The sequence below is a fragment of the Sphingomonas sp. Leaf28 genome, from assembly GCF_001421685.1.
Taxonomy (GTDB): domain Bacteria; phylum Pseudomonadota; class Alphaproteobacteria; order Sphingomonadales; family Sphingomonadaceae; genus Sphingomonas; species Sphingomonas aurantiaca.
In genome coordinates this window covers 70,183-93,595 of sequence record NZ_LMKX01000008.1, presented here as the reverse complement: position 1 = coordinate 93,595, position 23,413 = coordinate 70,183, and the positions used below count along the sequence as shown (strand labels likewise).

Annotated in this window: 20 protein-coding genes; 13 read left to right on the top strand and 7 right to left on the bottom strand. The window is 67.5% G+C overall.

All coding sequences use genetic code 11. From position 1 onward, the window contains the following. Positions 1-28: 28 nt before the first annotated feature. Positions 29-2,647: a type I DNA topoisomerase gene (topA, locus tag ASE79_RS10945; protein ID WP_056416131.1), complete on the top strand. Its 2,619-nt coding sequence runs from the start codon at positions 29-31 to the stop codon at positions 2,645-2,647. Positions 2,648-2,810: 163 nt separating this feature from the next. Here the strand turns inward: topA and ASE79_RS10940 are convergent, their stop codons facing one another. Further along, positions 2,811-3,107 carry a sel1 repeat family protein gene (locus ASE79_RS10940; RefSeq protein WP_056416128.1) on the bottom strand — a complete coding sequence of 99 codons (297 nt, stop codon included), beginning with the start codon at positions 3,105-3,107 and terminating at the stop codon, positions 2,811-2,813. A 92-nt stretch (positions 3,108-3,199) separates the two neighbouring features. Next, the gene (panC, locus tag ASE79_RS10935; protein WP_056416125.1) at positions 3,200-4,036 is read right to left on the bottom strand and encodes a pantoate--beta-alanine ligase; all 837 of its coding nucleotides are present in this window, start codon (positions 4,034-4,036) and stop codon (positions 3,200-3,202) included. 75 nt (positions 4,037-4,111) lie between these two features. On the opposite strand from panC, the gene ASE79_RS10930 reads away from it, so the two are divergent. The 8 genes from ASE79_RS10930 to ASE79_RS10895 all read left to right on the top strand — a co-directional run bounded on the left by ASE79_RS10930 (position 4,112) and on the right by ASE79_RS10895 (position 11,294). Beyond that, complete coding sequence (locus ASE79_RS10930) at positions 4,112-4,936, top strand: division plane positioning ATPase MipZ (RefSeq protein WP_056416120.1); 825 nt, start codon at positions 4,112-4,114, stop codon at positions 4,934-4,936. Beyond that, the gene (locus ASE79_RS10925; protein WP_056416118.1) at positions 4,933-5,199 is read left to right on the top strand and encodes a DnaJ domain-containing protein; all 267 of its coding nucleotides are present in this window, start codon (positions 4,933-4,935) and stop codon (positions 5,197-5,199) included. The genes ASE79_RS10930 and ASE79_RS10925 overlap by 4 nt, the downstream gene beginning before the upstream one ends. Before the next feature lie 113 nt (positions 5,200-5,312). Further along, entirely contained in the window at positions 5,313-6,692 is a 1,380-nt protein-coding gene (gene pgmG / locus ASE79_RS10920) for a phosphoglucomutase/phosphomannomutase PgmG (RefSeq protein ID WP_056416115.1), read from the top strand. Between the two features lie 263 nt (positions 6,693-6,955). Further along, entirely contained in the window at positions 6,956-7,405 is a 450-nt protein-coding gene (locus ASE79_RS10915) for a PH domain-containing protein (RefSeq protein ID WP_056416112.1), read from the top strand. A gap of 27 nt (positions 7,406-7,432) precedes the next feature. Then, positions 7,433-8,212, top strand: coding sequence for an exonuclease domain-containing protein (locus ASE79_RS10910; RefSeq protein WP_056417200.1), 780 nt, complete (start codon positions 7,433-7,435; stop codon positions 8,210-8,212). Between the two features lie 108 nt (positions 8,213-8,320). Continuing rightward, the gene (locus ASE79_RS10905) at positions 8,321-9,829 is read left to right on the top strand and encodes a sensor histidine kinase (RefSeq protein WP_056416109.1); all 1,509 of its coding nucleotides are present in this window, start codon (positions 8,321-8,323) and stop codon (positions 9,827-9,829) included. Then, positions 9,826-10,266: a response regulator gene (locus ASE79_RS10900; RefSeq protein ID WP_056416106.1), complete on the top strand. Its 441-nt coding sequence runs from the start codon at positions 9,826-9,828 to the stop codon at positions 10,264-10,266. Before ASE79_RS10905 ends, ASE79_RS10900 begins: the two co-directional genes overlap by 4 nt. Then, positions 10,263-11,294, top strand: a complete 1,032-nt coding sequence (locus ASE79_RS10895; protein ID WP_056416105.1) for a sensor histidine kinase — start codon at positions 10,263-10,265, stop codon at positions 11,292-11,294. Before ASE79_RS10900 ends, ASE79_RS10895 begins: the two co-directional genes overlap by 4 nt. Positions 11,295-11,665: 371 nt before the next feature. Here ASE79_RS10895 and ASE79_RS10890 read toward each other — a convergent pair whose 3' ends face one another. Next, entirely contained in the window at positions 11,666-12,274 is a 609-nt protein-coding gene (locus ASE79_RS10890; protein ID WP_056417197.1) for an NADPH-dependent FMN reductase, read from the bottom strand. 209 nt (positions 12,275-12,483) lie between these two features. Between ASE79_RS10890 and ASE79_RS10885 the strand changes: the two genes are divergently transcribed. The 3 genes from ASE79_RS10885 to ASE79_RS10875 all read left to right on the top strand — a co-directional run bounded on the left by ASE79_RS10885 (position 12,484) and on the right by ASE79_RS10875 (position 17,068). Then, the gene (locus ASE79_RS10885) at positions 12,484-14,637 is read left to right on the top strand and encodes a transglycosylase domain-containing protein (RefSeq protein ID WP_082445290.1); all 2,154 of its coding nucleotides are present in this window, start codon (positions 12,484-12,486) and stop codon (positions 14,635-14,637) included. A gap of 497 nt (positions 14,638-15,134) precedes the next feature. Next, positions 15,135-16,136 (top strand): threonine aldolase family protein, encoded by a 1,002-nt coding sequence (locus ASE79_RS10880; protein WP_056417188.1) that lies wholly within the window; start codon positions 15,135-15,137, stop codon positions 16,134-16,136. Continuing rightward, positions 16,133-17,068: a DMT family transporter gene (locus ASE79_RS10875; protein WP_056416100.1), complete on the top strand. Its 936-nt coding sequence runs from the start codon at positions 16,133-16,135 to the stop codon at positions 17,066-17,068. The genes ASE79_RS10880 and ASE79_RS10875 overlap by 4 nt, the downstream gene beginning before the upstream one ends. Here the strand turns inward: ASE79_RS10875 and ASE79_RS10870 are convergent. Both ASE79_RS10870 and ASE79_RS10865 read right to left on the bottom strand, forming a co-directional pair. Continuing rightward, entirely contained in the window at positions 16,981-17,817 is an 837-nt protein-coding gene (locus ASE79_RS10870; protein WP_056416097.1) for a hypothetical protein, read from the bottom strand. The genes ASE79_RS10875 and ASE79_RS10870 overlap by 88 nt on opposite strands. Beyond that, positions 17,814-19,505, bottom strand: a complete 1,692-nt coding sequence (locus ASE79_RS10865; protein WP_056416094.1) for a M28 family metallopeptidase — start codon at positions 19,503-19,505, stop codon at positions 17,814-17,816. The genes ASE79_RS10870 and ASE79_RS10865 overlap by 4 nt, the downstream gene beginning before the upstream one ends. Positions 19,506-19,784: 279 nt before the next feature. Between ASE79_RS10865 and pepN the strand changes: the two genes are divergently transcribed. After that, positions 19,785-22,391, top strand: coding sequence for an aminopeptidase N (gene pepN, locus ASE79_RS10860; protein ID WP_056416092.1), 2,607 nt, complete (start codon positions 19,785-19,787; stop codon positions 22,389-22,391). 144 nt (positions 22,392-22,535) lie between these two features. Here the strand turns inward: pepN and ASE79_RS10855 are convergent, their stop codons facing one another. Then, positions 22,536-22,964, bottom strand: coding sequence for a nucleoside deaminase (locus tag ASE79_RS10855; protein WP_056417181.1), 429 nt, complete (start codon positions 22,962-22,964; stop codon positions 22,536-22,538). A 60-nt stretch (positions 22,965-23,024) separates the two neighbouring features. After that, positions 23,025-23,243 carry a hypothetical protein gene (locus ASE79_RS10850; RefSeq protein WP_056416086.1) on the bottom strand — a complete coding sequence of 73 codons (219 nt, stop codon included), beginning with the start codon at positions 23,241-23,243 and terminating at the stop codon, positions 23,025-23,027. Between the last annotated feature and the right edge of the window lie 170 nt (positions 23,244-23,413).

Below are 23,413 nucleotides of genomic sequence, written 5' to 3'. Positions count from 1 at the left end.
GCGTACACGTAAGGATCCCGGTTTCCCCATGCAGCTTGTCATCGTCGAATCGCCTGCCAAGGCCAAAACCATCGAGAAGTATCTCGGCAGCGACTATCGCGTGCTGGCCAGCTACGGCCATGTCCGCGACCTGCCGCCCAAGGACGGCTCGGTGGATCCCGACGACCAGTTCGCGATGACGTGGGAGAATTACGCCGACAAGTCGAAGCAGCTCAAAGCGATCACCGATCTCGCCAAGCTCGCCGACCGCCTGATCCTCGCGACCGATCCGGATCGCGAGGGCGAAGCGATTTCGTGGCACGTCCGCGAAGTGCTGCGTGCGCGCAAAGCGCTGCCGAAGGAGGTCGAGCGAGTCACGTTCAACGCGATCACCAAGGCGACCGTCACCGAGGCGATGAAGAACCCGCGCGAGCTCGACGACGACCTGATCGACGCCTACCGCGCGCGCCGTGCGCTCGATTACCTCGTCGGCTTCACGCTCTCGCCGGTGCTGTGGCGCAAGCTGCCCGGCGCCAAGTCCGCCGGCCGAGTCCAGTCCGTCTCGCTGCGCCTGATCGTCCAGCGCGAGCGTGAGATCGACGTGTTCAAGCCGCAGGAATATTGGTCCGTCACGGCCGAGATGGAGCATGACGGCACCGCGTTCCAGTCGCGCCTGACGCAGTTCGAGGGCAACAAGCTCGATCGCCTGTCGATCGGCAACGAAGGCGACGCGCTGCGCGCCAAGCAGGCGGTGCTCGACGGCAATTTCTCGGTCCAGACGGTCGAGACCAAGCCCGCGACGCGCAACCCGCCGCCGCCGTTCACCACGTCGACGCTCCAGCAGGAGGCGTCGCGCAAGCTCGGCTTCTCCGCCGATCACACGATGCGGATCGCGCAGGGCCTCTACGAGGACGGCGCGATCACCTATATGCGTACCGACGGTGTCCAGATGGACGGCAGCGCGATCAGCGCCGCGCGCCACGCGGTCGCGAACCGCTTCGACGCGAGCTACGTCCCCGACAAGCCGCGCCAGTATCAGTCGAAGGCGAAGAACGCGCAGGAAGCGCATGAGGCGATCCGCCCGACCGATTTCGGCAAGGACAAGGCCGGCGGCGGCGATCATGCGCGGCTGTACGACCTGATCTTCAAGCGCGCGCTCGCCAGCCAGATGGCGTCGGCGCGGATGGAGCGCACCACGGTCGAGATGGCCGACGGGACGGGGCGCAACATCCTGCGCGCCACCGGTCAGGTCGTGCTCTTCCCCGGCTATCTCGCGCTGTACGAGGAAGGCGCGGACGACACGCAGGACGAGGACGCGCGTCGCCTGCCGCGGATGAAGGAGGGCGATGCCCCCGCCAAGAAGAAGGTCGACGCCGAGCAGCACTTCACGCAGCCGCCGCCGCGCTTCTCCGAAGCCTCGCTGGTCAAGCGGATGGAGGAGCTCGGCATCGGCCGTCCATCCACCTACGCCTCGATCATCAAGACGTTGAAGGACCGCGCCTATGTCCGGATCGAGAAGAACCGCTTCTTCGCCGAGGAGAGCGGGCGCCTCGTGACGGCGTTCCTCGAACGCTTCTTCGAGAAATATGTCGGTTACGACTACACCGCCGAACTCGAGGAGGAGCTCGACGACGTCTCGGGCGGCCGCGCGCAGTGGCAGTCGGTGCTCGACGCGTTCTGGCGCGATTTCAAGCCGCGCACCAACGAGGTGATGGAGCAGCAGCCCAGCGCGATCACCGCCGAGCTCGACACCTTCCTCGCGCCCTACCTCTTCCCCGCCAAGGCGGACGGCGGCGATCCCCGCCTCTGCCCGAATTGCGGCGAGGGACAGCTGGCGCTGCGCGGTGGCAAGTTCGGCGCGTTCATCGCCTGCTCCAACTATCCCGAGTGCAAATATACCCGCCGCTTCGCGCAGCCCGGCGGTGACGCGGAGGCGGATGCGGGTCCGTCGACGCTCGGCACGCATCCCGACACCGGCCAGCCGATCGAGCGCAAGTCGGGGCGCTTCGGCCCGTATCTGCAGATCGGCGAGGGCGAAGACCGCAAGATGGCGTCGATCCCGAAGGATATCGGCGAGCTCAACCTCGAATGGGCGATCAAGCTGCTCTCGCTCCCGCGGACGGTCGGCAATCACCCCGAGACCGGCGAGCCGATCATCGCGACGATCGGCAAGTTCGGGCCGTATCTCAAGCATGAGGGCAAATATGCGCGTCTCACGACCACCGCGGACGTGTTCGAGACGGGCATGAACGCGGCGGTCGTGAAGCTCGCCGAAGCCGCGGCGGGCGGCGGTCGCACCGCGCGCGGGGCGCAGGCGCCGCTCAAGATACTGGGCAACCATCCGCGCACCGAGGCGGAGATCAAGCTGATGGAGGGGCGTTACGGCCCCTACGTCACCGACGGCACGACGAATGCGACGTTGCCCAAGTCGATCGAGAAGGACCAGCTGACGCTGGAGGAAGCCGCCTCGCTGATCGACGCGCGCGCGGCGGCAGCGCCCGCGACCAAGAAGAAGAAGGCCCCCGCCAAGAAGCCGGCGGCGAAGAAGGCACCGGCCAAGGCTGTAGCCGCCAAGGATGGGGAGACGAAGGCGGCGCCTGCAAAGAAGGCTCCGGCGAAAAAGGCCCCCGCCAAGAAAGCCGCGCCAAAGAAGAAAGCGGAAGCCTAATCCTCCCCTGCAAGGGGAGGGGGACCATCCGAAGGATGGTGGAGGGGGGCTTCCCCGAGCGTACCGGTTCGTAAACCGAGCCCCAACAACGCTACAGTCCGCGGCGAGCCCCCTCCACCCTTCGCCAAGCGGCGAACGGTCCCCCTCCCCGTTCCGGGGAGGATCAGGCCGCGCGGCGCTGGGTCAGTTGCATCCAGTCGCGCGCGGCGCGCTGTGCCACCGAGATTTCGCGCGCGGTCATGTCCTCGGCGATCTGCGCGCGGCATTCCTGCGCCGCGATGTTGCCCGACACCGCCGCCAGGTTGAACCACTTGTGCGCCTCGATCAGGTCGAGGACTACGCCCGACGCGCCGGTCGAATAGACCATGCCGAGTTCGTAGCACGCCCGGTCGTCGCCGCGCGCGGCGTCCTTCAGACGGCGTTCGATCAGGAAATTCGCGCTCTTGAGACTGCTACCCATGGTCTGCCCCCAATGTTCGTTGGGGCAGACTGCGACGATTCCCACTACGGAATGGTTAATGGGTTAACGTCTCAATTTTACAACGCGTTGCGCTATTCGATCGCGATGTTGTCGATCAGCCGGGTCGCGCCCATCCGGGCCGCCGCCAGCAACCGCCGCGGACGGTCCGCCGCGGGGTTCTCGAAGAGCGTCTCCGCATCCGCAAGCGCGACGTAGTCGATCGCGAACCCCGCGCCGACCAGAGTCGTCCGCGCATCGTCGAGCACCGAATCGACATCCTCGCCCTTCGCGATCGCGCGCGCGGCCACGCCCAGCGCGCGTGGCAGCGCAACCGCCTGCTTGCGCTGCTCGTCGTCGAGATAGATGTTGCGCGACGACATCGCGAGGCCGTCGTCGTCGCGCTGCGTCGGCACGCCGACGATATCGATCGCGAAGTCGAGATCGGTGACGAACCGCCGGACGACCGCGAGCTGCTGGTAATCCTTCTCGCCGAAATACGCCGCGTCGGGGCCGACCTGGTTGAACAGCTTGGACACCACGGTCGCGACGCCGTCGAAATGGCCGGGCCGGGCCGCGCCGTCGAACCCGTCGCTGACGCCCGAGACTCGCACCGTCGTCGCGAAACCGTCGGGATACATCGCCTCGACCGACGGCAACCAGAGCAGGTCGCATCCCGCCTCGGTGAGCATCCGGACATCGGCCATCTCGCGCCGCGGATAGCGCGACAGATCCTCGTTCGGCCCGAACTGCTTGGGGTTCACGAAGATCGACGCGACGACCCTGGTCCCCGGCCGTTTCGCCGCCTCGATCAGCGCGACATGGCCGGCGTGGAGCGCCCCCATCGTCGGGACGAGCGCCACGCGCTGCCCCGCCGCACGGAAGGCGGCGACGCTGTCGCGCAACGTATTCAGGTCCCGGACGATGTCCACGCGAAACTCCTACTCGATAAGTGCGGTCGCGGCTTCTATGAAGGGTGACAGTTACGATCAATAAGGAAACGCGCGTTGGCCACGGGCCCGGATTCTTCCCTACCTTCGACGCACGTCATCGTGTTCGCCAACGAGAAGGGCGGCACCGGCAAGTCGACGACCGCGGTGCACGTCGCGATCGCGCTCGCCGCCAAGGGCGCACGCGTCGCGTGTCTCGATCTGGATCATCGCCAGCGCACCGTCGGCCGCTATCTCGACAACCGCGCGGAGACGATGCGGCGCAACGGATCGGTGCTGCCGATGCCGCGGCACGCGACGCTGTCGGCGCAGAGCGAGGACCAGTTCGAGGATCTGTGGCATTCGCTGTGCGAGGGATCGGACTTCCTCGTCGTCGACACGCCGGGCCGCGACGATCCGTTCGCGCGCACCGCCGCCGCGCTGTCGAACACGCTGGTCACGCCGATGAACGACAGCTTCGTCGACTTCGACCTGATCGGGCAGGTCGATCCCGAAACCTATCAGGTCACGCGGCCGAGCTTCTATTCAGAACTCATCTGGGATGCGCGCAAGCAGCGGGCGCGTGCCGATGGCACGACGATCGATTGGGTCGTGCTGCGCAACCGCCTCCAGCATATCGAGGCGCGCAACATGCGCCGCGTGTCGGATGCGCTGGCGCAACTGGCCAAGCGGGTCGGCTTCCGGATCATCCCGGGCCTCGGCGAGCGCGTCATCTACCGCGAGATGTTTCCCGCCGGGCTGACGATGATCGATTCGAAGGAATTCGGCAGCATGGGCCTCGGCCATGTCGCCGCGCGCCAGGAACTGCGCGAGATGATGGCGGCGCTGCAGCTGCCCGATATCGCCGCGGAGCAGCCCCCGGTGCCCGGCGTCGCTGCGTGAAGTGGATCGTCGCCGCCGTCTTCATCTGGCTGGCCTGGCATTATCTTCGCCCCAAGCCGAAGGCCAAATCTGAACGCGCGGTGGTGACGGACGAAGCCGAGGCGCGCTCGATCCTCGGCATCGATCGCACCGCGGACGCCGACGCGATCCGCAGCGCGCACCGCCGCCTGATCGCCTCGGTCCACCCCGACCGCGGCGGCTCGACCGACCTGACCCGCCGGGTGAACGCCGCGCGCGATCTGCTGCTGAAGCGCGCGCGCTAACCTTCCGTTCTCCTGCGAGCGCAGGAGCCCAGGGTTACGAATGCTATCGCTCTTGGCCCTGGGCCCCCGCCTTCGCAGGGGAACACTCGTGAGACATAATCGTCGAGAGGCCCATGACCCACCAGTTCGATCCGACCTCGCTGCGCGAATACGACATCCGCGGGATCGTCGGCAAAGCGCTCGGCCCCGCCGACGCGGTCGCGATCGGCCGCGGCTTCGCCACCCGTATCCGCGAGGCCGGCGGTCGCCGCGTCGTCGTCGGCTATGACGGCCGCCTCTCCTCCCCCGAACTCGAAGCCGCGCTAGTGTCCGGCCTGACCGCGGGCGGCGTCGACGTCGTCCGGATCGGGCTGAGCACCTCGCCGATGCTCTATTACGCCGAGGCCACGCTAGAAGTGGATGGCGGCATCCAGGTAACCGGCAGCCATAATCCCCCCGAGTATAATGGCTGCAAGATCGTACAGGCGCATGCGCCATTTTTCGGCGACGCCATCCAGGGGCTCGCCACGCTTGCCGCGACGGGTGCCTGGAGCGAAGGCGCGGGCATTGTGACGACCGCCGACGTCCTCGATGCCTATGTGTCGCGGCTCGTGGCGGGCTATGCCGGGGGCGCGTACCGGATCGGCTGGGACACCGGCAACGGTGCCTCCGGCCCGGCGATCGAGAAGCTCGTCAAGCTCCTCCCCGGTGAGCATCATGTGCTGTTCGCCGATGTAGACGGCAATTTTCCCAACCATCATCCCGATCCTACCGTGGAATCCAATCTTGCCGATCTGAAGCGGCTTGTGGTGGAGAAGAACCTCCATTTCGGATTAGCCTTTGACGGGGACGGCGACCGGATCGGCGCGGTCGACGGGCTGGGACGCGTGATTTGGGGCGATCAGATCCTCTCCATATTGGTCGAACCTGCGCTGCGCGAGCATCCCGGCGCACCGATCGTCGCCGACGTGAAATCCTCGCAAGCGCTGTTCGATCGAATCGCGGCATTGGGCGGCGAGCCGGTGATGGCACCCACCGGCCACAGCCTGATGAAGACCGCGATGACTCGCACGGGGGCGCCGATCGGCGGCGAACTGAGCGGGCACCTGTTCTTCGCGGGCGAATATTACGGCTTCGACGACGCGCACTACGCAGCGGTACGGCTGATCCGTGCGGTTCACCTGTCCGGGCAGTCGCTGACCGAACTCTGCGACGCGATGCCCGCGCTGGTGGCGACGCCCGACCTGCGCTTTCCGGTCGACGACGCGCGCAAGTTCGCGGTGGTGGACGAGGTGATCGCGCGGTTGCAGGCGGATGGCGCCGAGATGACCCTCACCGACGGCGCACGCGTGACGACCGCCGACGGCTGGTGGCTGCTGCGCGCGTCGAACACGCAGGCGATGCTGACCGTGCGCGCGGAAGCGAAGGACCAGGCGGCGCTCGATGCGTTGCTGGCGGAGGTCGATGCGCAGCTGGCGGCGAGCGGTGTGATCCGCGACGGACAGCCCAGATAGACCACCACCCCGGCGGAGGCCGGGGCCCAAGTGGAAAGGTGGAAATAACGAAGCGCCGGCATCGGTTAGCACCGTTACCCAATTGGACCCCGGCCTTCGCCGGGGTGGTGCAGGTTGAGAGCTTGCCCTCATAATTGAGTACCGACTTAGCGGGAATGTCGACAACGCGGGGAATGGTCGCAGGAATTAAGGCGACGGCCAGACCCGATTGACACGCCATCCCCCTCGCCTACCGTCCCGCCACCACCCCAAGGAGTCCCCCCGTGGAGCGCCCAGTCGATGAATTCCGGTCCAGCACGCGCCGCTGGCTGCTCGGCAGCTTTGCCGGCTGGGGAACGCTGCTCACCTGCCTGGTCGGAATCGGCTTCGTCCTGATCGGCGTCCGCTGGCTCAGGAACCGCAGCGCGACGTACGAGATCACCGACCAGCGGCTGATCATCAAGCGCGGCATCCTGTTCAAGACGATCGACGAGGTCGAACTCTACCGCATCAAGGACGTCCGGCTCGGCTATTCGCTGCTCAACCAGATGACCGATATCGGCACGATCACGCTCACCTCGAGCGATCGCACGACGGCGGGGGGCGAGTTCAGTCTCCGCGATATTCCGATGGCGCGCGAGCGTCGCGAAGGCCTGCGCAAGCTCGTCGACCGCGCCCGCCAGCGCCGCGGCGTCCGCGAACTCGATGTCGATGACGCATACGCGCTGGATTAAGCGCGCTTTTATCCCCACATGACGGGCATGGCGCCCTCCTATCCCAAGCCCAAACAGCAACCGCAGATGATCCGGGTCGTCGACCTGGAGACCACCGGCTCCGCGCCGCCCGCGCACGGAGTCTGCGAGATCGGCTGGCAGGACGTCGCGCTCGCCGAGAATGGCCGCTGGGAGATTTACGGCGAAGGCGGCAGCCTGCTCGTCAATCCCGGCCGGCTGATCCCGCCGGTCACGCAGGCGATCCACCATATCCTCGACGAGCATGTCGCCGACGCGCCGTGGTGGCATGACTGCGCGCGGCAGGTGCTCGATCCGTGGCCGCGCCGCCTCGCGCTGGCCGCGCACCGCGCCGATTTCGAGCAGAAATTCTGCACCCCCGCGCTGACCCGCGACGCCGAGTGGATCTGCACCTGGAAATGCGCGCTGCGGCTCTGGCCCGACAGCCCGAGCTTCTCGAACCAGGTGCTGCGCTACTGGCGCAAGCCACAGGGCATGGAGCATGAGCGCGGCCTGCCCGCGCACCGCGCCTTCCCCGACGCCTATGTCACCGCGTTCCACCTGCGCGACATGCTCAACGAGGCGAGCTTTGCGCAGCTGGTCGAATGGTCGCGCGATCCGGGGCTGATCCCGCGAGTCCGTTACGGCCCCGATCGCGGCAAGGAATGGTCCGAGCTCGATCACGAGACGCTGATGGCGTTTATGACCGACCGCGATCCCGATATCCGCTTCACCGCCAACCACGAAATGGACCGCCGCAGCGGTGGCGGGCGGGTCGGCAAGGCCAGCGCACAGGACCTGCTGCTGTAGCTGCCTGTCCTCCCCTGCAAGGGGGAGGATCATGCGGCAAACGCCCTTGCTTTGCGTCATGACAGTATCGCTGGCGTAACGACCGGCGGTACCGTAGATCAATAACCCATGGTAAGCGTACGCTTGAAATTGCCCTCGTCCGAGGGGCGGGTCGCCCGGTGGCTGGTCGCGTTCATGACGCTCGGTTTTATCGCGCTCGCCGCCGCCGCCGTCGCGATCGGCTGGATTACGGTCCGCAACCAGAGCTACACCGCCGAGATCCTCCACACGCAGGACGTCCGCCAGGCGATCGCGACGCTCCAGGTCGAGATGGAGCAGTCCGAGACTGCGCGGCGCGGCTATATTCTGGTTGGCACGCCACTGTTCGCCACCGCTTATGCGCGGACCGCGGGCAACATCGTCCCCTCGATCCGCGCGATCCGCCACCTGACCAGCGACAACCCCGCGCAGACCACCCGGATCGACCGGATCGAGTCGAGGTTCGTCCGGTTGCGCGCGCTGCGTACGCAGTCGATGACGCTGGTCGCGACCGGCCGGATCGCGGAGGCACGGCGCCGGTTCGCGGTCGATGCCAGCGTGCCGCTGATGCGCGGCATCCGCTACCGCCTGCAGGCGATGGCCGCCGACGAGGTTCGCCTGCTCGCGATCCGCACCGGGCACCAGCAACGCAGCAGCGCGCTGTTCCTCTCGGTCGCAGGGCTCGCCGCCGCGCTGCTCCTGGTCGTCGCGATCCTCGCGATCCTCGTGATCCGCCGCTACACCACCGATCTGGCGGGCTCGCGCGACAGCCTGCGCGATCTGAACGAGACGCTCGAGGATCAGGTCGCGACTCGCACCGCCGATCTCAGCCGCGCGAACGAGGAGATCCAGCGCTTCGCCTATATCGTCAGCCACGATCTGCGCTCGCCGCTGGTGAACGTCATGGGCTTCACCGCCGAACTCGCCACCGCCGCAGGCCCGCTCGCCGAGCTGATCGACCGCGCCGAGGCCGAAGCGCCGCATATCCTGACGCAGGACGCAAAGCTGGCCGCGCGCGAGGACCTGCCCGAGGCGATCGGCTTCATCCGCACCTCGACGCAGAAGATGGACCGGCTGATCAACGCCATCCTCAAGCTGTCGCGCGAGGGGCGCCGGACGATCGCGCCCGAACATATCGACCCCGCGCAGCTGGTCGACACGATCATCGGTTCGATGCAGCACATCGTCGATGATCGCGGTGCGGTCGTCCGCGTCGAACGGCCGATGCCCGCGATCGTCACCGATCGCCTCGCGCTCGAACAGATCCTGTCGAACCTGATCGAGAACGCGACCAAGTATCTAAAGCCCGGCCGTCCCGGCGAGATCGTCGTGCGTGGGCACAAGGAGCGCAGCCGGGTCATCCTGTCGGTGATCGACAATGGCCGCGGTATCGATGTGCGCGATCATCAGCGCGTGTTCGACCTGTTCCGTCGCTCGGGGCCGCAGGACCAGCCCGGCGAAGGGATCGGCCTCGCGCATGTCCGCGCGCTGGCCTATCGTCTCGGCGGCACGATCGACGTGCAGTCGACGCTCGGCGACGGTGCCACCTTCCGCCTCAACCTTCCCAGCGCAATGACGATTCAGGATAGCACGCCATGAACCAGCACCAGACCGTCGGGATCGTCATGATCGAGGACGACGAAGGCCATGCCCGGCTGATCGAGAAGAACATCCGTCGCGCAGGCATCCTGAACGACATCAAGCACTTCACCGACGGCACCAGTGCGCTCGATTTCCTGTTCAACGCGGTCGACGGTCCCGCCAAGAGCGGCCCGGCGATGATCCTGCTCGATCTCAACCTGCCCGACATGAGCGGGACGGACATCCTCACGCGAATCAAGGCGGAGGGCAGCCCGCTGCGCCGCACGCCCGTCGTCGTGCTGACCACCACCGACGACAAGATCGAGATCGAGCGCTGCTATGATCTGGGCTGCAACGTCTACATCACCAAGCCGGTCAACTATGAGAGTTTCGCGCAGGCGATCCGCCAGCTCGGGCTGTTCCTGTCGGTGATCCAGGTTCCCGACGCCGAGTGAGCGGGCCGAGCGTTCTCTACATCGACGACGACGCCGGGATCCGGCGGCTGGCGGCGCGTGCGCTCGAACGCCGCGGCTACCGCATGACCGTTGCCGAGACCGGCGCGGAAGGCGTGGTCAAGGCGGCGGCCGAGCGGTTCGACCTGATCGCGGTCGATCACTACATGCCCGGCATGGACGGCCTCGAAACGCTCGAGGCGCTGCGCCGCCTGCCCGATCCGCCCCCGGTCGTGTACGTCACCGGCTCCGAGGAAGGCCGCATCGCGGTCGCGGCGCTCAAGGCCGGCGCGGCGGACTATGTCGTGAAGACCGTCGGCGAGGATTTCTTCGACCTGCTCGACGCCTCGTTCGACCAGGTGCGCGCGCGCGCGCTGCTCGAACGCGACAAGGCGGCCGCCGAAGCCGATCTGCGTGCCAGCAACGCGCGGCTCGAGGCGCTGCTCGGCGAGGTGAACCACCGGGTCGCCAACTCGCTGCAGCTCGTCTCGGCGATGGTCCGCCTGCAGGCGACCGCGCTTACCGACCCGTCCGCGCGCGAGGCGCTGGAGGATACGCAGCGCCGCATCCAGGCGATCGCGCAGGTCCACCGGCGGCTCTACACGAGCAACGATGTCGAGAATGTCGACATGCAGGAATATCTCGGCGCGCTGGTCGACGAACTCGCCGAGACCTGGTCGACCGACGCGCTCCCACGCGCGCTGACGCTGCTCGCCGAGCCGATCCGCCTGCCGACCGACCGCGCCGTGTCGCTCGGCGTGATCGTCACCGAGCTCGTCACCAACGCGTGCAAATACGCCTATCCCACCAGCGGCGGCGAAGTCCGCGTCGTGCTGCGCCGGATCGACGACGACATCGTCCTGCTCGCGGTCGAGGACGATGGCTGCGGCATTCCGGAAGATGCGGTGCCGCGCGGGACGGGGCTCGGCACGAAACTGATCCGCGCGATGGCGCAGAGCCTGCAGACGATCGTCGAATACGACCCGACGCACACCGGCGTCCGCGCCACCCTGCGCGCGACGGTAAAGTAGCGAGCCCCACCTGATCCTCCCCCGCAAGGGGGAGGTGGCGCCGCAGGCGACGGAGGGGGAGGACACGGAACAGAGGTTGCCCTTCCCGCCCCCTCCGTCAGGCTAAAGCCTGCCACCTCCCCCTGGCGGGGGAGGATTGTAGGACTCGCCCCATCGACGAGCGTCGGCTCGACCGCGCGAAAACTCTGTTCGTGCTGTATCCCGTTCGTGCTGAGTAGCGACCGAGTAGCTTCGCAGAAGCGTATCGAGGGCGCGTATCGAAGCACAGGTTCCGCGCGCCAACCTGTCCTTCGATACGCCGCTTCGACAGGCTCAGCAGCTACTCAGGATGAACGGATGAGGACGAACGGATCAGGACCATTCGGCTTCGATCAGTTCGCCGGCTCGGACAACGGCGCGAACCGTGCGACCTGGTGGCCGACCAGCCGCAACTGCTCGATCACCGCAGGGTCGTTCGCGCCGCCCTCGTCGTCGAACTTCGTGACCTGCGTATTGATCGCCGCCGCAAACGGGGTCGGCCAGCCGCGCAGCGCGTGGACGATCGAGCGGAGCGCCGCAATCGTGCTGCCCGTCGCCTGCCAGCCATAGGCCGTCGCGATCAGCCCGACCGGCATGTCGGCCAGATACGGACGCTCGTCGCGCGCGGTTTCCTCGAGCAGGTCGAGCGCGTTCTTTACCACGCCCGAGATGCTGCCGTGATAGCCCGGGCTCGCGATGATCACCGCCGACGCCCCGCGCACCGCCTCGACGAACGCCTGCTCGTCCGCGGTCCGGGTCGTCGCCTTGGGGTCGTAGAGCGGCAGCCGCGCCATGTCGGCGCCGCCGAACATCTGCGTGCGATAGCCCTGCTTTTCGACCGCATCGAGCGCGATCCGCAGCGCGCGCTCGGTCGACGACACGCCGCCGATCGTGCCGCCGATGCCAACGACCAGCGGGAGAGTCTCGGAAGCGGCCACGGTTTCATCCTGTTCGAACGTCATCGACATGCTCTTCCCCGTTTCGTCGCGCGATGACAACCGGTCTTGGACACCAGGGGCGTCGCGCCATTCTGACTGACGAACGCTGTCGCTAAGCCTCCGTACACGTTAAGCATGGCCATACGCCTGACGCAGGCAAAGTCTTGCCCGAACTGTCGTAGAACGATAATACACCTGATGTCCGCCGCTTGGCCGACCCGCTGGAACGACCGATGCGCCCCGATCCCTTCGATACCAACCGTTCCAGCGCCGGCTCGCAGGGTGACCGAGAGCCCTATGCCTATGAACGCGAACGGCTGAGCACCGAACGCGAACGCCTCCGCCAGAAATACGAGCGTGAGCGCGATGGCGAGGACTTCGAGCCGTATGACGATCGCGACGCGACGCCGCCCTATGCCGCGCCACGCCGCAAGCGTCCGATCGGCCGGTGGATCCTGCGCGGGCTCGGCATCGGCATCGTCCTTCTGGTGATCGCGATCATCTGGCTGGCGATCACCGCGCCGCTCTCGAAATCGCTCCAGCCGCCGACGCCGCCTTCGATCACGCTCACCGCGGACGACGGCACGCCGATCGCGCGGCGCGGGGCGATCATCGGCAAGTCGGTCGATGCCGCCAAGCTGCCGCCGCACGTGACCCAGGCCTTCCTCGCGATCGAGGATCGGCGCTTCTATTCGCACTGGGGCGTCGATCCGCGCGGCATCGCGCGCGCGGCGTGGGCGAACATGGGCTCGGGCGGTGTGCGCCAGGGCGGCTCGACGATCACGCAACAGCTCGCGAAGAACGCGTTCCTCGATTCGGACCGCACCGCGACGCGGAAAATCCGCGAGGCGATGATCGCCTTCTGGCTCGAGGCGTGGCTGTCGAAGGACGAAATTCTCTCGCGCTATCTTTCGAACGTCTATTTTGGCGACAACACCTACGGGATCAGCGCGGCGGCCAAGCATTATTTCGGCCGCACCCCCGACAAGCTCAACGTCGGCCAGGCGGCGATGCTGGCCGGCCTGGTCAAGGCGCCCTCGCGGCTCGCCCCCACCTCGAACCTCGAAGGCGCGCGCAAGCGCGAAGCCGTCGTGGTCGGTGCGATGGTCGATGCGGGCTTCCTCACGAAGGCGGAGGGCGACGCCGTCCGGCCGCAGCGCGTGCTCGGCAGCCGCCCGTCGCAATTGCCCAACGGCACCTATTTCGCCGACTGGATCCTGCCCGAGGCGCGCGACCAGGCGGGCGAGATCAAGACCGAGGCGACCGTCCAGACCACGCTCGATCCGAGATTGCAGCGTGCGGCGGAGCGCACCGTCGCGCGCGCCGGGCTACGGCAGGCGCAGGTCGCGCTGGTGGCGATGCGCCCGGATGGCCGGGTCGTCGCGATGATCGGCGGCAAGGACTATCGCAAGAGCCCGTTCAACCGCGCGACGCAGGCGCGGCGCCAGCCCGGCTCAACTTTCAAGCTGTTCGTGTATCTCGCCGCGATGCGTTCGGGGCTGACGCCCGATTCGACGATCGAGGACCGGCCGGTGACGATCGGCGACTGGACGCCCAAGAACAGCGACGGCCGCTATCAGGGGACGATCACGCTGCGCCAGGCGTTTGCGCGCTCGTCCAACGTCGCGGCGGCGCGGCTGACGCAGCAGGTCGGCGTGAAGGCGGTGATCAAGGCGGCGCGCGACCTCGGCATCTCGACGCCCATCCCGAGCGAGGCGACGATCGGCCTCGGCACCTCGACCGTGTCGCTGCTCGAACTGACCGCCGCCTATGCCGCGATCGCGCGCGAGCAATATCCCGTGCAGCCGCGCGGGCTGGCCGACGTCCGCGAGAAGGGCTGGTACCAGTCGCTGACCGGCGGCGCGACCGAGATACCGTCGAAGATCCATGACGAGATGCTCGATCTGCTCGCGGCGTCGATCCGGAACGGCACCGGGCGGCAGGCGAACCTGACGGTCGATGCGTTCGGCAAGACCGGCACGACCTCGGACAACAAGGATGCGCTGTTCGTCGGCTTCGCGCGCGATCTGGTGGTCGGCGTGTGGGTTGGCAACGACGACAACAGCTCGAACCCCGGGCTGTCGGGCGGCGGCATCCCGGCGCGGATCTGGCGCGACTTCATGCAGTCCGCACTCGGCATCGCGCCCGTCGCCGCGCCGCCACCCGCGGTCGAGGAGGTCGATCCGGACGCGCTGCCCGCGGACGAGGAGGGCAATGCCGGGCTGCCGTTGGGCGGCGAGATCGAAGGGATGGGCTTCAACCTGAAGATGGGCGAGGACGGCACGATCTCGGTCGGCCCCTCGCGCCGCGACCGGCAGGAGGGCCCGCCGCCCCGCGACGATCGCCGCCCGCCCGAGGACGAGCCGGGGTATGACGGGGAGCAGTGACACGCTCCACCGTCCTCCTGACGAGGGGCAGCGATCCCCTCCCCCGCCGTCATCCTGACGAAAGTCAGGACCCAGAGCCAGGAATGACACGCCTCGTGGCTCTGGATCCTGGGTCGAGCCCAGGATGACGAAGCAGACGAGTGCGTCGCAGCCGAAGCCCCCGTTGGGCAAGGGGCTGCGCGCCCCTCCCTCCCCCCGTCATCCTGACGAAAGTCAGGATCCAGAGCCACGAATGACCCCGCCCGTGGCTCTGGATCCTGGGTCGAGCCCAGGATGACGAAGCAGAAGGGGACGGCTCGGTCGAAGCCCCCGCTGGGCAAGGGGCTGCGATCCCCTCCCTCCCCCCGTCATCCTGACGACAGTCAGGATCCAGAGCCACGAATGACCCCGCCCGTGGCTCTGGATCCTGGGTCGAGCCCAGGATGACGAAGCAGAACGAGACGGCTCGGTCGCCCCCCCCCGTTGACGGCATCACCGCATCGCAGCATGTCCTGACCATGCGCTTTTTCTCCGACAACGCCGCCCAGGTCCACCCGCTTGTCATGGCCGCGATCGCCGCGGCCGACACGCTCGACACCGCCTATGCAGGCGATGCGTGGAGCCAGCAGCTCGACGGCCGCCTGTCGGCGCTGTTCGAGACCGAGGTCGCGGTCCTCTGGGTTCCCACCGGCACCGCCGCCAACTGCCTCGCACTCGCCGCGCTCTGCCCCCCGCATGGCGGGATCGTCTGCCACCGCGACGCGCACATCCAGAACGACGAGGGCGGCGCGCCTGAATTCTACACCCACGGCGCCAAGCTGTTCCTTGCCGACGGCATCGGCGCGAAGCTGACGCCCGAGACGATCCGGACCGTTCTCGATGCGATCCCCGACGACGTCCACCGCGTCCAGCCGCACGCGATCTCGATCACCAACGCCACCGAATATGGCCGCGTCTACCAGCCGCACGAGGTCGCCGCGATCGGCGCGCTGGCAAAGGACCGCGGGCTCGGCTTCCACATGGACGGCGCGCGGTTCGCCAACGCGATCGCGCGCGTCGGTTGCTCGCCCGCCGACATGACGTGGCGCGCAGGGGTCGACGCGCTCAGCTTCGGCTTCGTCAAGAACGGCGCGATGAGCGCGGAGGCACTGGTCTTCTTCAAGCCCGACCTCGCCGCCGTCACGCAGTATCGCCGCAAGCGCGCGGGCCTGCTGCTGTCGAAGGGGCGCTATCTCGCCGCACAGATCCTGGCGATGCTCGACGACCATCTCTGGCTCGCCACCGCCAGCGCTGCGAACGACGCCGCCGCCACGCTCGCCGCCGCAGCCGGCGACCGCCTCGTCCACCCCGTCGAGGCGAACGAAGTCTTCTTGCGCGCCACGCCAGAGGAAGCCGCAGCCCTGCGCGCGCGCGGCTTCGACTTCTACGACTGGGCGGCGGGCGAGATCCGTCTCGTCACCGCCTGGGACAGCCCGGCGGACGCGGTCGGCCTGCTCGCCGACGCGATCCGGGAGTTATGACCCCCGCCCCGGCCACCCCGCCGCTACCGCCGATCCAGTCGACCCGCGCGGCGGTGCTGATCCCGTTCGGCATCGTCACGCTGATCTGGGGGTCGACCTGGCTCGTCATCCGCGATCAGATCGCGGTGGTGCCGCCGAGCTGGTCGATCAGCTACCGCTTCCTCGTCGCCGGCATCGCGATGGCGATCTATGCGAGCATCAAGCGCGAGAGCTTCCGGTTCGACGCGCGCGGCTATGCGTTCGCCGCCGTCATCGGCGTCGCGCTGTTCACGTTCAACTTCAACTTCGTCTACCGTGCCGAGCATTACGTCACCTCGGGGCTGGTCGCGGTGGTGTTCGCGCTGCTCCTCGTCCCCAACGCGATCTTCGGCCGCATCTTCCTCAAGCAACGGCTCGGGCGACAGCTGATGCTCGGCTGCGCGGTCGCGATGGCGGGGGTCGCGCTGTTGTTCATCAACGAGGCGCGGGTCGATCCGCATGGGCCGCGCTCGGCGACGATCGGCATCGTGCTCACCCTGTGCGGCGTGATGGCGGCCTCGGTCGCCAACGTCATCCAGGGCAGCGCGTTCGCCAAACGCTATCCGATGGCGCCCGTGCTCGCGATCGCGATGCTGATCGGCGCGTGCCTCGATGCGGCGTTCGCGTGGATCACCACCGGGCCGCCGGTGTTCGAGCCGCGGCTCGGCTATGTTGCCGGCATCCTGTACCTCGGCGTGTTCGCGTCGGCGCTCGCCTTCCCGCTCTATTTCAACGTCATCCGCGCGATCGGCCCGGCGAAAGCCGCCTATTCGGGCGTGATCGTGCCGGTGATCGCGATGCTGCTATCGACGCTGTTCGAGCGCTATCACTGGTCGACGCTGGCGGTCGCCGGCGCGGTGCTGTCTGGCATCGGGCTGGTCATCGCACTCAGCGCGCGCAGACCCGCGCGGTAATCGCGCCAGGCGGGCGTCCAGCCGAGCACGCGCTTCGCCTTGCCGTTCGCCACCCGCCGGTTCTCGTTATAGAATCCGCGCCCCATCGCCGACAGTTCGTCGAGCGTCACGAACGGCGGCGCGGGCATGCCGAGCAGCATCGCGGCGAACGCCACGACGTCGTTCTGCGACGCAGGCACGTCGTCCGCGAGATTATACGCCCCCGCCGGCGCATCGAACCCGGCGATCACGCCCGAGACGATATCGTCGACATGCGCGCGGCTGAACACCTGCCCCGGCTGCTCGATCCGGTGCGCCTTGCCCGCGCGTACGCGGTCGAGCGGCGAGCGTCCCGGCCCATAGATCCCGGGCAACCGGAACGTCCGCGCGCCAAGCGCGAGCCAGTCCGCATCCGCCGCCGCGCGTGCGCTGCGCCGCCCGCCGCCGATCGGCGCGGTCTCGTCCACCCACGCGCCGCGCGCATCGCCGTACACACCCGTCGACGACAGATAGCCGACCCATGCCCGAGTCCGCAGCAGGAGCGCGCCATAGCGGCCGAGCACCGGGTCCGCCTCATGCTCGGGCGGCACCGACGACAGGATATGCGTCGCCGCGGCGATCTCCGCGGTCACCGCATCGCTATCGTCGAACCGGATCGATTCGCCGCGGCCGTCGCGCGTGGTGCCGACGACATGCCAGCCGTCCGCCGCCAGTCGATCGCCAAGCCGCCCGGCGGTGTAGCCCAGCCCGAAGATCAGCAGCCTGCTCATTTGCGCACCGCCTTATCCGCCATCGGCCCCTTGTAGAGCGTCCCGAAATAATCGCCCGCATTCCACACCGGCCGCTGCGCGCCGTCGGCGATCTCGCGCGCGATCCGGTAGTTCGCATCGACGAACCGCACGCCCTGATCCCACAGGATCGGCTGCGACAGGTCGTCAGACGGCTTGTGGTAATTGTTCGCCATGAAATAGGCGACCGCGGCCTTGCCCGGCCCCTTCTGGCCCGGCCACAGGAACACTGCCGGAATGCCCTTCTGGACGAAGCGGAAATGGTCGGAGCGGACGAAGATTCCCTCCTCCGGCATCGGATCGGGCGACAGGCCGACGCCGATCGCCGCCACCGCCTTCTGCACGATCGGGCCGATCGTCGAGCGCTCGGCGCCGAACACCACCATGTCCTCGAACTTGTAGGTCAGGATCGGCATGTCGAGATTCACGTCCGCGACGATCGAGGTCAGCGGCACGGTCGGGTGGTTGGTGAAATAGTCGCTGCCGACCAGCCCCTTCTCCTCCCCGGTGACCGCGAGGAACATGATCGTCCGCTTGGGCGCCTGACCGCTGGCGGTGAAGCGCCTGGCCTCCTCGATCAGGCTGGCGATGCCGATCGCGTTGTCGAGCGCGCCGTTGTTCAGCGCGTCGCCCTTCACCGGTTTGGTGATGCCGATGTGATCGAGATGCGCCGAGAGCACGACGACCTCCTTGCCGACCACCGCATCGCTGCCGGGGATCATGCCGACGACGTTGCTGCTGGCGGCGGGTACGAAGCTCGTCTTGGTGGCGACGGTCAGCGTGCCGGGCAGCGGCATCGCCTTGAACTTGGCGTTGTCGCTGTCCGCCTGCTTGGCGATCCTGGTCCACGGCGTCTTCGCACCGGCGAACAGCTTGGCCGCGCCGGCCATGCTGACCGTGCCGAGCGACGGCGCGCCGGGCGCATCGACCTTGCCGGTGCCGTCGGGGTTCGCCCACGTCATCCGCGGCGTCGCGTAGGACTCCGCCATCTTGGCGAACGTGCGGACCTTGGCCGAGCGCGGGCTCTCCAGCGTGATCACGCCGACCGCGCCCTTGGCCTGCGCGATCGCCGCCTTGGTCCCGCCCGAACCGAAGAATGCGCGCTCCTCGCCACCGAACCGCGCGGGCGAGCCGCCGAAATAGGCGACGATCTTGCCGCGCACGTCGACGCCCTTGTAATCGTCCTGGCCATATTGCGGCGCGTCGATGCCGTAGCCGACGAACACGACCGGGGCCGACACGCTGGTTTCGGCCTTCGCGCCGTTCGCCGCAGGAACGTAGTCCTCACCGAACACGAGCGGCTGCGCCGCGCCGCGACCGGTCCACACGAAATCGCCCTTGCTCGCCGCCTTGTAGCTGACCAGCGGCACCGTCTGGAGATAGCCGCCCGCATCGCCGCCCGGACGAAGCCCCGCGGCATAGAATTGCGCGGCGACATATTGCGCGGCGATGTCGAATTCGGGACTCCCGGCCTCGCGCCCCTTCATCGCATCGGAGGCGAGGAACAGCACATGCGCCTTCATCGCCGCCTGATCCGCGGGCAGCGGCGCAGCGAGCTTTGCGTTCAACGCGGCGACCGGCGCCACGACCGGCGCAGTCTGGGGCGCCGTCTGGGCAAGGGCCGACGTAGAAAGCGCGAGCACCGCGAGCGCGCCGAGAGGACGATACATCCGGAAATCCTTGCAAAGGGAACGTGTTGCAGCGGCGTAGCATGCACCGACTCCCACGCAAGCTTTGGGTCGCGGGATCAAAGACGTTCCATACCGAGAAACACCTCCCCGGCGGAGGCCGGGGTCCAGTTGGGAGACAGTGCTGAACATAGGCTGCGCTTCGTCACCGCGACCTCTCCAACTGGACCCCGGCCTCCGCCGGGGAGGCGCAATGTTCGAATGAATGCGCACCAAGCTTTGGCTGGCGATAGATCGGCGCGGCCCTATATTCGCAAAGATATGCTCGACATCCAGAACAGTCTCGCCCACCCGCTCGTCATTCGCCGCGAGGATTACACCCCGCCCGAGTGGCTGGTCCCCGAGACGAGCCTGGATTTCGTCCTCGATCCGTCGACCACGCGCGTGACGGCAACGCTGTCGGTGACCCGCAACGGCGATCATGACGGCCCGCTGCGGCTCGACGGCGCGGGGCAGAAGCCGCTGTCGGTCACGGTCGACGGCGTCGCGATCAACGACTGGCGGATCGACGGCGAACAGCTGGTCATCCCGCTTGCCGGCGCGGCGCATGTCATCGAGACGCAGGTCGAGATCGCGCCCGATCGCAACACGCAGCTGATGGGGCTCTACGCGTCGGGCGGCAATCTCTGCACGCAGTGCGAGGCGGAGGGCTTTCGCCGCATCACCTATTTCCCCGATCGCCCCGACGTGCTCAGCGTCTATTCGGTCAGGATGACCGCGGACAGGACGCACTTCCCCGTGCTGCTCGCGAACGGCGATCCGGTCGCGCAAGGGCAGCTCGACGACGGCCGCCACTGGGCGACGTGGCACGATCCCTTCCCCAAGCCCTCCTATCTGTTCGCGCTGGTCGCGGGCGATCTCGCGGTCAACCGCGGCCGCTTCACGACGATGTCGGGCCGCGAGGTGTCGCTCGGCATCTGGGTGCGTGAGGCCGACCTGCCCAAGACCGACCATGCGCTGAAAGCGCTCGAACTCGCGATGGCGTGGGACGAGACGACCTATGGCCGCGAATATGACCTCGACGTGTTCAACATCGTCGCGGTCGACGATTTCAACTTTGGCGCGATGGAGAACAAGGGCCTCAACATCTTCAACTCGCGCTACATCCTGGCCGATCCGGATACCGCGACCGATTATGATTACGACGCGATCGCCGCAGTCGTCGCGCACGAATATTTCCACAACTGGTCGGGCAACCGGATCACCTGCCGCGACTGGTTCCAGCTGTCGCTGAAGGAAGGCTTCACCGTCTATCGCGACCAGGGCTTCTCCGCCGACCAGGGGTCGCGCGCCGTCAAGCGGATCGAGGACGTCCGGGGCCTGCGCGCGTCGCAGTTCCCCGAGGATTCAGGGCCGCTCGCGCATCCCGTGCGCCCCGAATCCTATCAGGAGATCTCGAACTTCTACACTGCGACCATCTACAACAAGGGCGCCGAGCTGATCCGGATGATGGCCGCGATCCTCGGCCCGCAGGGCTTCCGCGCAGGCACCGACCTGTATTTCGATCGCTATGACGGCACCGCGGCGACCTGCGAGGATTTCGTCACGTCGATGGAGGAAGGCGGCAAGGTCGACCTGACCCAGTTCCGCCTCTGGTATTCGCAGGCGGGCACCCCGCGCGTCTCCGCCAATCTTACCTACGAAACGGGCGTGTCGCCGGACGGCGATCGCGCGATGCTGCGCCTCGCCCAGCAGGTCCCCTCCACCCCCGGCCAGCCGGTGAAGTCGCCGATGGTGCTGCCACTCAGGGTCCGGCTGTTCGGTGCGGATTCGGGCCTGCCGCTGACCGACGAGCGCCTCATCCTGTTCGACGACACGCTCGAGACGGTCGTGTTCGACGGCATCACCGAACGCCCGGTGCTGTCGATCAACCGCGGCTTCTCGGCCCCCGTGGTGGTCGAGAGCAATCGCAGCGCGGCCGATCTTGCCTTCCTCAGCGCGCATGACGACGATCCGTTCGCGCGCTACGAGGCGATGCAGCAGCTGATGCTCGATACTTTGGTCGCCTCGGCGCAGGGCCGGCCCGATCATGCCGACGTGATCGCCGCGGTTGCCAACACGCTCGACGATGCCGAACTCGATCTCGCCTTCGTCGCCGAGGCGGTGCTGCTGCCGTCCGAAAGCTTCATCGGCGACCAGATGCGCGTCGTCGATCCCGAGGCGATCTTCCGTGCGCGTGAATCATTGCGCCGCGATCTCGGAACGCAGCTCGAGGCGCAGTGGCGCACCGCCTATGCGCGCGCCGATGGGCAGCCCTACGCCTATACGCCCGAGGGCAAGGGCCTGCGTCGCCTGCGCACCGTCGCGCTCGGCTATATCGCCGCGAGCGGCGCAGACGATGCCGCCGACCTGGCGTTCGCGCAGTTCGAATCGGCGGACAACATGACCGACCGGATGGGCGCGCTGACCACGCTGGTGAGCAGCGAGTCGGCAATCCGCACGACCGCGCTCGACATCTTCTACAGCCAATATTGCGACAACGCGCTGGTGCTCGACAAGTGGTTCCAGGCGCAGGCGCTGTCGTCGCGCGACGATACCGGCGCGATCGTCGCAGGCCTTGCCGACCATGCCGATTTCAGCCTGAGCAACCCCAACCGCGCGCGATCGCTGATCGGGGCGTTCGGCGCCAACCAGCGCGCCTTTAATACCGCGGATGGGAGCGGGTATCGGTTCCTCGCCGACCAGCTGGTTGCGCTCGACCGCCTCAACCCGCAGACCGCGGCGAAGCTCCTGCCGCCGCTCGGCCGCTGGCGGCGGTTCGATTCGGCGCGCGCCGGGCTGATGTGCGCAGAACTGGAGCGGATCGTGGCCACGCCGGGGTTGTCGAAGGATCTGTTCGAGCAGGCATCGAAAAGCCTGGAGGGGTGATCCTGATCCTCCCCCGCCAGGGGGAGGTGTCTGGCACTCGCCAGACGGAGGGGGCGGACGGGGAAACCGCTGTTCCGTGTCCTCCCCCTCCGACGCCTTCGGCGCCACCTCCCCCTGGCGGGGGAGGATTAGGGATCAGGTGACCTACCGCCGCGCGCCGAAGAACGCGCGCAGGATCCCGGCCGCTTCGGTCTCGGCAATGCCCGCATAGATTTCGGGCCGGTGGTGACAGGTCGGCTGACCGAAGAACCGCGGCCCGTGCTCGACCGCACCGCCCTTCGCATCGGGCGCCCCATAATAAAGCCGCGCGATTCGGGCATGCGCGATGGCGCCGGCGCACATCGCGCAGGGCTCGAGCGTCACCCATAGATCGCAGCCTTCGAGCCGATCGCTGCCCAGGGCCAGCGCAGCGGCACGAATCGCCTGGATCTCGGCGTGCGCGGTCGGATCGGACAAGGTTCGCGGCGCATTGGCCGCCACGGCTATAATAAGGCCGTCCTTCACGACGACCGCACCGACCGGGACTTCACCGGCCAGCGCAGCATCGCGCGCCGCGTCGAGCGCGCGGCGCATGGGGTCGGGGACGGGGAACATGGCCAAACGCCCTGCCCGCCCCGCCCCGTCAGGTAAAGATCAGTTCGGCGCCTGACTGTTGGCGGGCTTCTCGACGTTGATCGTCGGGACCGCGACGGTCTTGTTCTCGGTACCGAGCGTGACCTTGGCGACGTCCGCCTGGAACTTCGGCGCCTGGACGACGCCCTGGCGGGTCTGGTCGATGTTGATGATTCCGAAATACATAAGGCCGACCACGACCAGCACGACGATCGCGAGCAGCGACAAGAGCGTACGCATAAGACATCCCCTTTTCTTGAACAGTTCGATAGCGTAACAACGTCCGCGAACGCAGCGGGTTGCAAGACCCGTACTGCGCGGATCGCAAGACACGTTTTGCGTGAATCGGTTGACGAAAGCCGGCGTGCCAGCTATCCGCGCGCCTTTCCGGGGTTCCTCCCGACACTTGA

Excerpts from the sequence above, each read along its gene's own strand:
- ASE79_RS10850 (WP_056416086.1), bottom strand. The coding sequence starts at position 23,243 with ATGCGTACGCTCTTGTCGCTGCTCGCGATCGTCGTGCTGGTCGTGGTC.
- pepN (WP_056416092.1), top strand. The coding sequence starts at position 19,785 with ATGCTCGACATCCAGAACAGTCTCGCCCACCCGCTCGTCATTCGCCGC.
- ASE79_RS10870 (WP_056416097.1), bottom strand. The coding sequence starts at position 17,817 with ATGAGCAGGCTGCTGATCTTCGGGCTGGGCTACACCGCCGGGCGGCTT.
- ASE79_RS10910 (WP_056417200.1), top strand. The coding sequence starts at position 7,433 with ATGGCGCCCTCCTATCCCAAGCCCAAACAGCAACCGCAGATGATCCGG.
- ASE79_RS10855 (WP_056417181.1), bottom strand. The coding sequence starts at position 22,964 with ATGCGCCGCGCGCTCGACGCGGCGCGCGATGCTGCGCTGGCCGGTGAA.
- topA (WP_056416131.1), top strand. The coding sequence starts at position 29 with ATGCAGCTTGTCATCGTCGAATCGCCTGCCAAGGCCAAAACCATCGAG.
- ASE79_RS10885 (WP_082445290.1), top strand. The coding sequence starts at position 12,484 with ATGCGCCCCGATCCCTTCGATACCAACCGTTCCAGCGCCGGCTCGCAG.
- ASE79_RS10900 (WP_056416106.1), top strand. The coding sequence starts at position 9,826 with ATGAACCAGCACCAGACCGTCGGGATCGTCATGATCGAGGACGACGAA.
- ASE79_RS10865 (WP_056416094.1), bottom strand. The coding sequence starts at position 19,505 with ATGTATCGTCCTCTCGGCGCGCTCGCGGTGCTCGCGCTTTCTACGTCG.
- ASE79_RS10880 (WP_056417188.1), top strand. The coding sequence starts at position 15,135 with ATGCGCTTTTTCTCCGACAACGCCGCCCAGGTCCACCCGCTTGTCATG.
- ASE79_RS10875 (WP_056416100.1), top strand. The coding sequence starts at position 16,133 with ATGACCCCCGCCCCGGCCACCCCGCCGCTACCGCCGATCCAGTCGACC.
- pgmG (WP_056416115.1), top strand. The coding sequence starts at position 5,313 with ATGACCCACCAGTTCGATCCGACCTCGCTGCGCGAATACGACATCCGC.
- ASE79_RS10890 (WP_056417197.1), bottom strand. The coding sequence starts at position 12,274 with ATGACGTTCGAACAGGATGAAACCGTGGCCGCTTCCGAGACTCTCCCG.
- ASE79_RS10905 (WP_056416109.1), top strand. The coding sequence starts at position 8,321 with ATGGTAAGCGTACGCTTGAAATTGCCCTCGTCCGAGGGGCGGGTCGCC.
- ASE79_RS10940 (WP_056416128.1), bottom strand. The coding sequence starts at position 3,107 with ATGGGTAGCAGTCTCAAGAGCGCGAATTTCCTGATCGAACGCCGTCTG.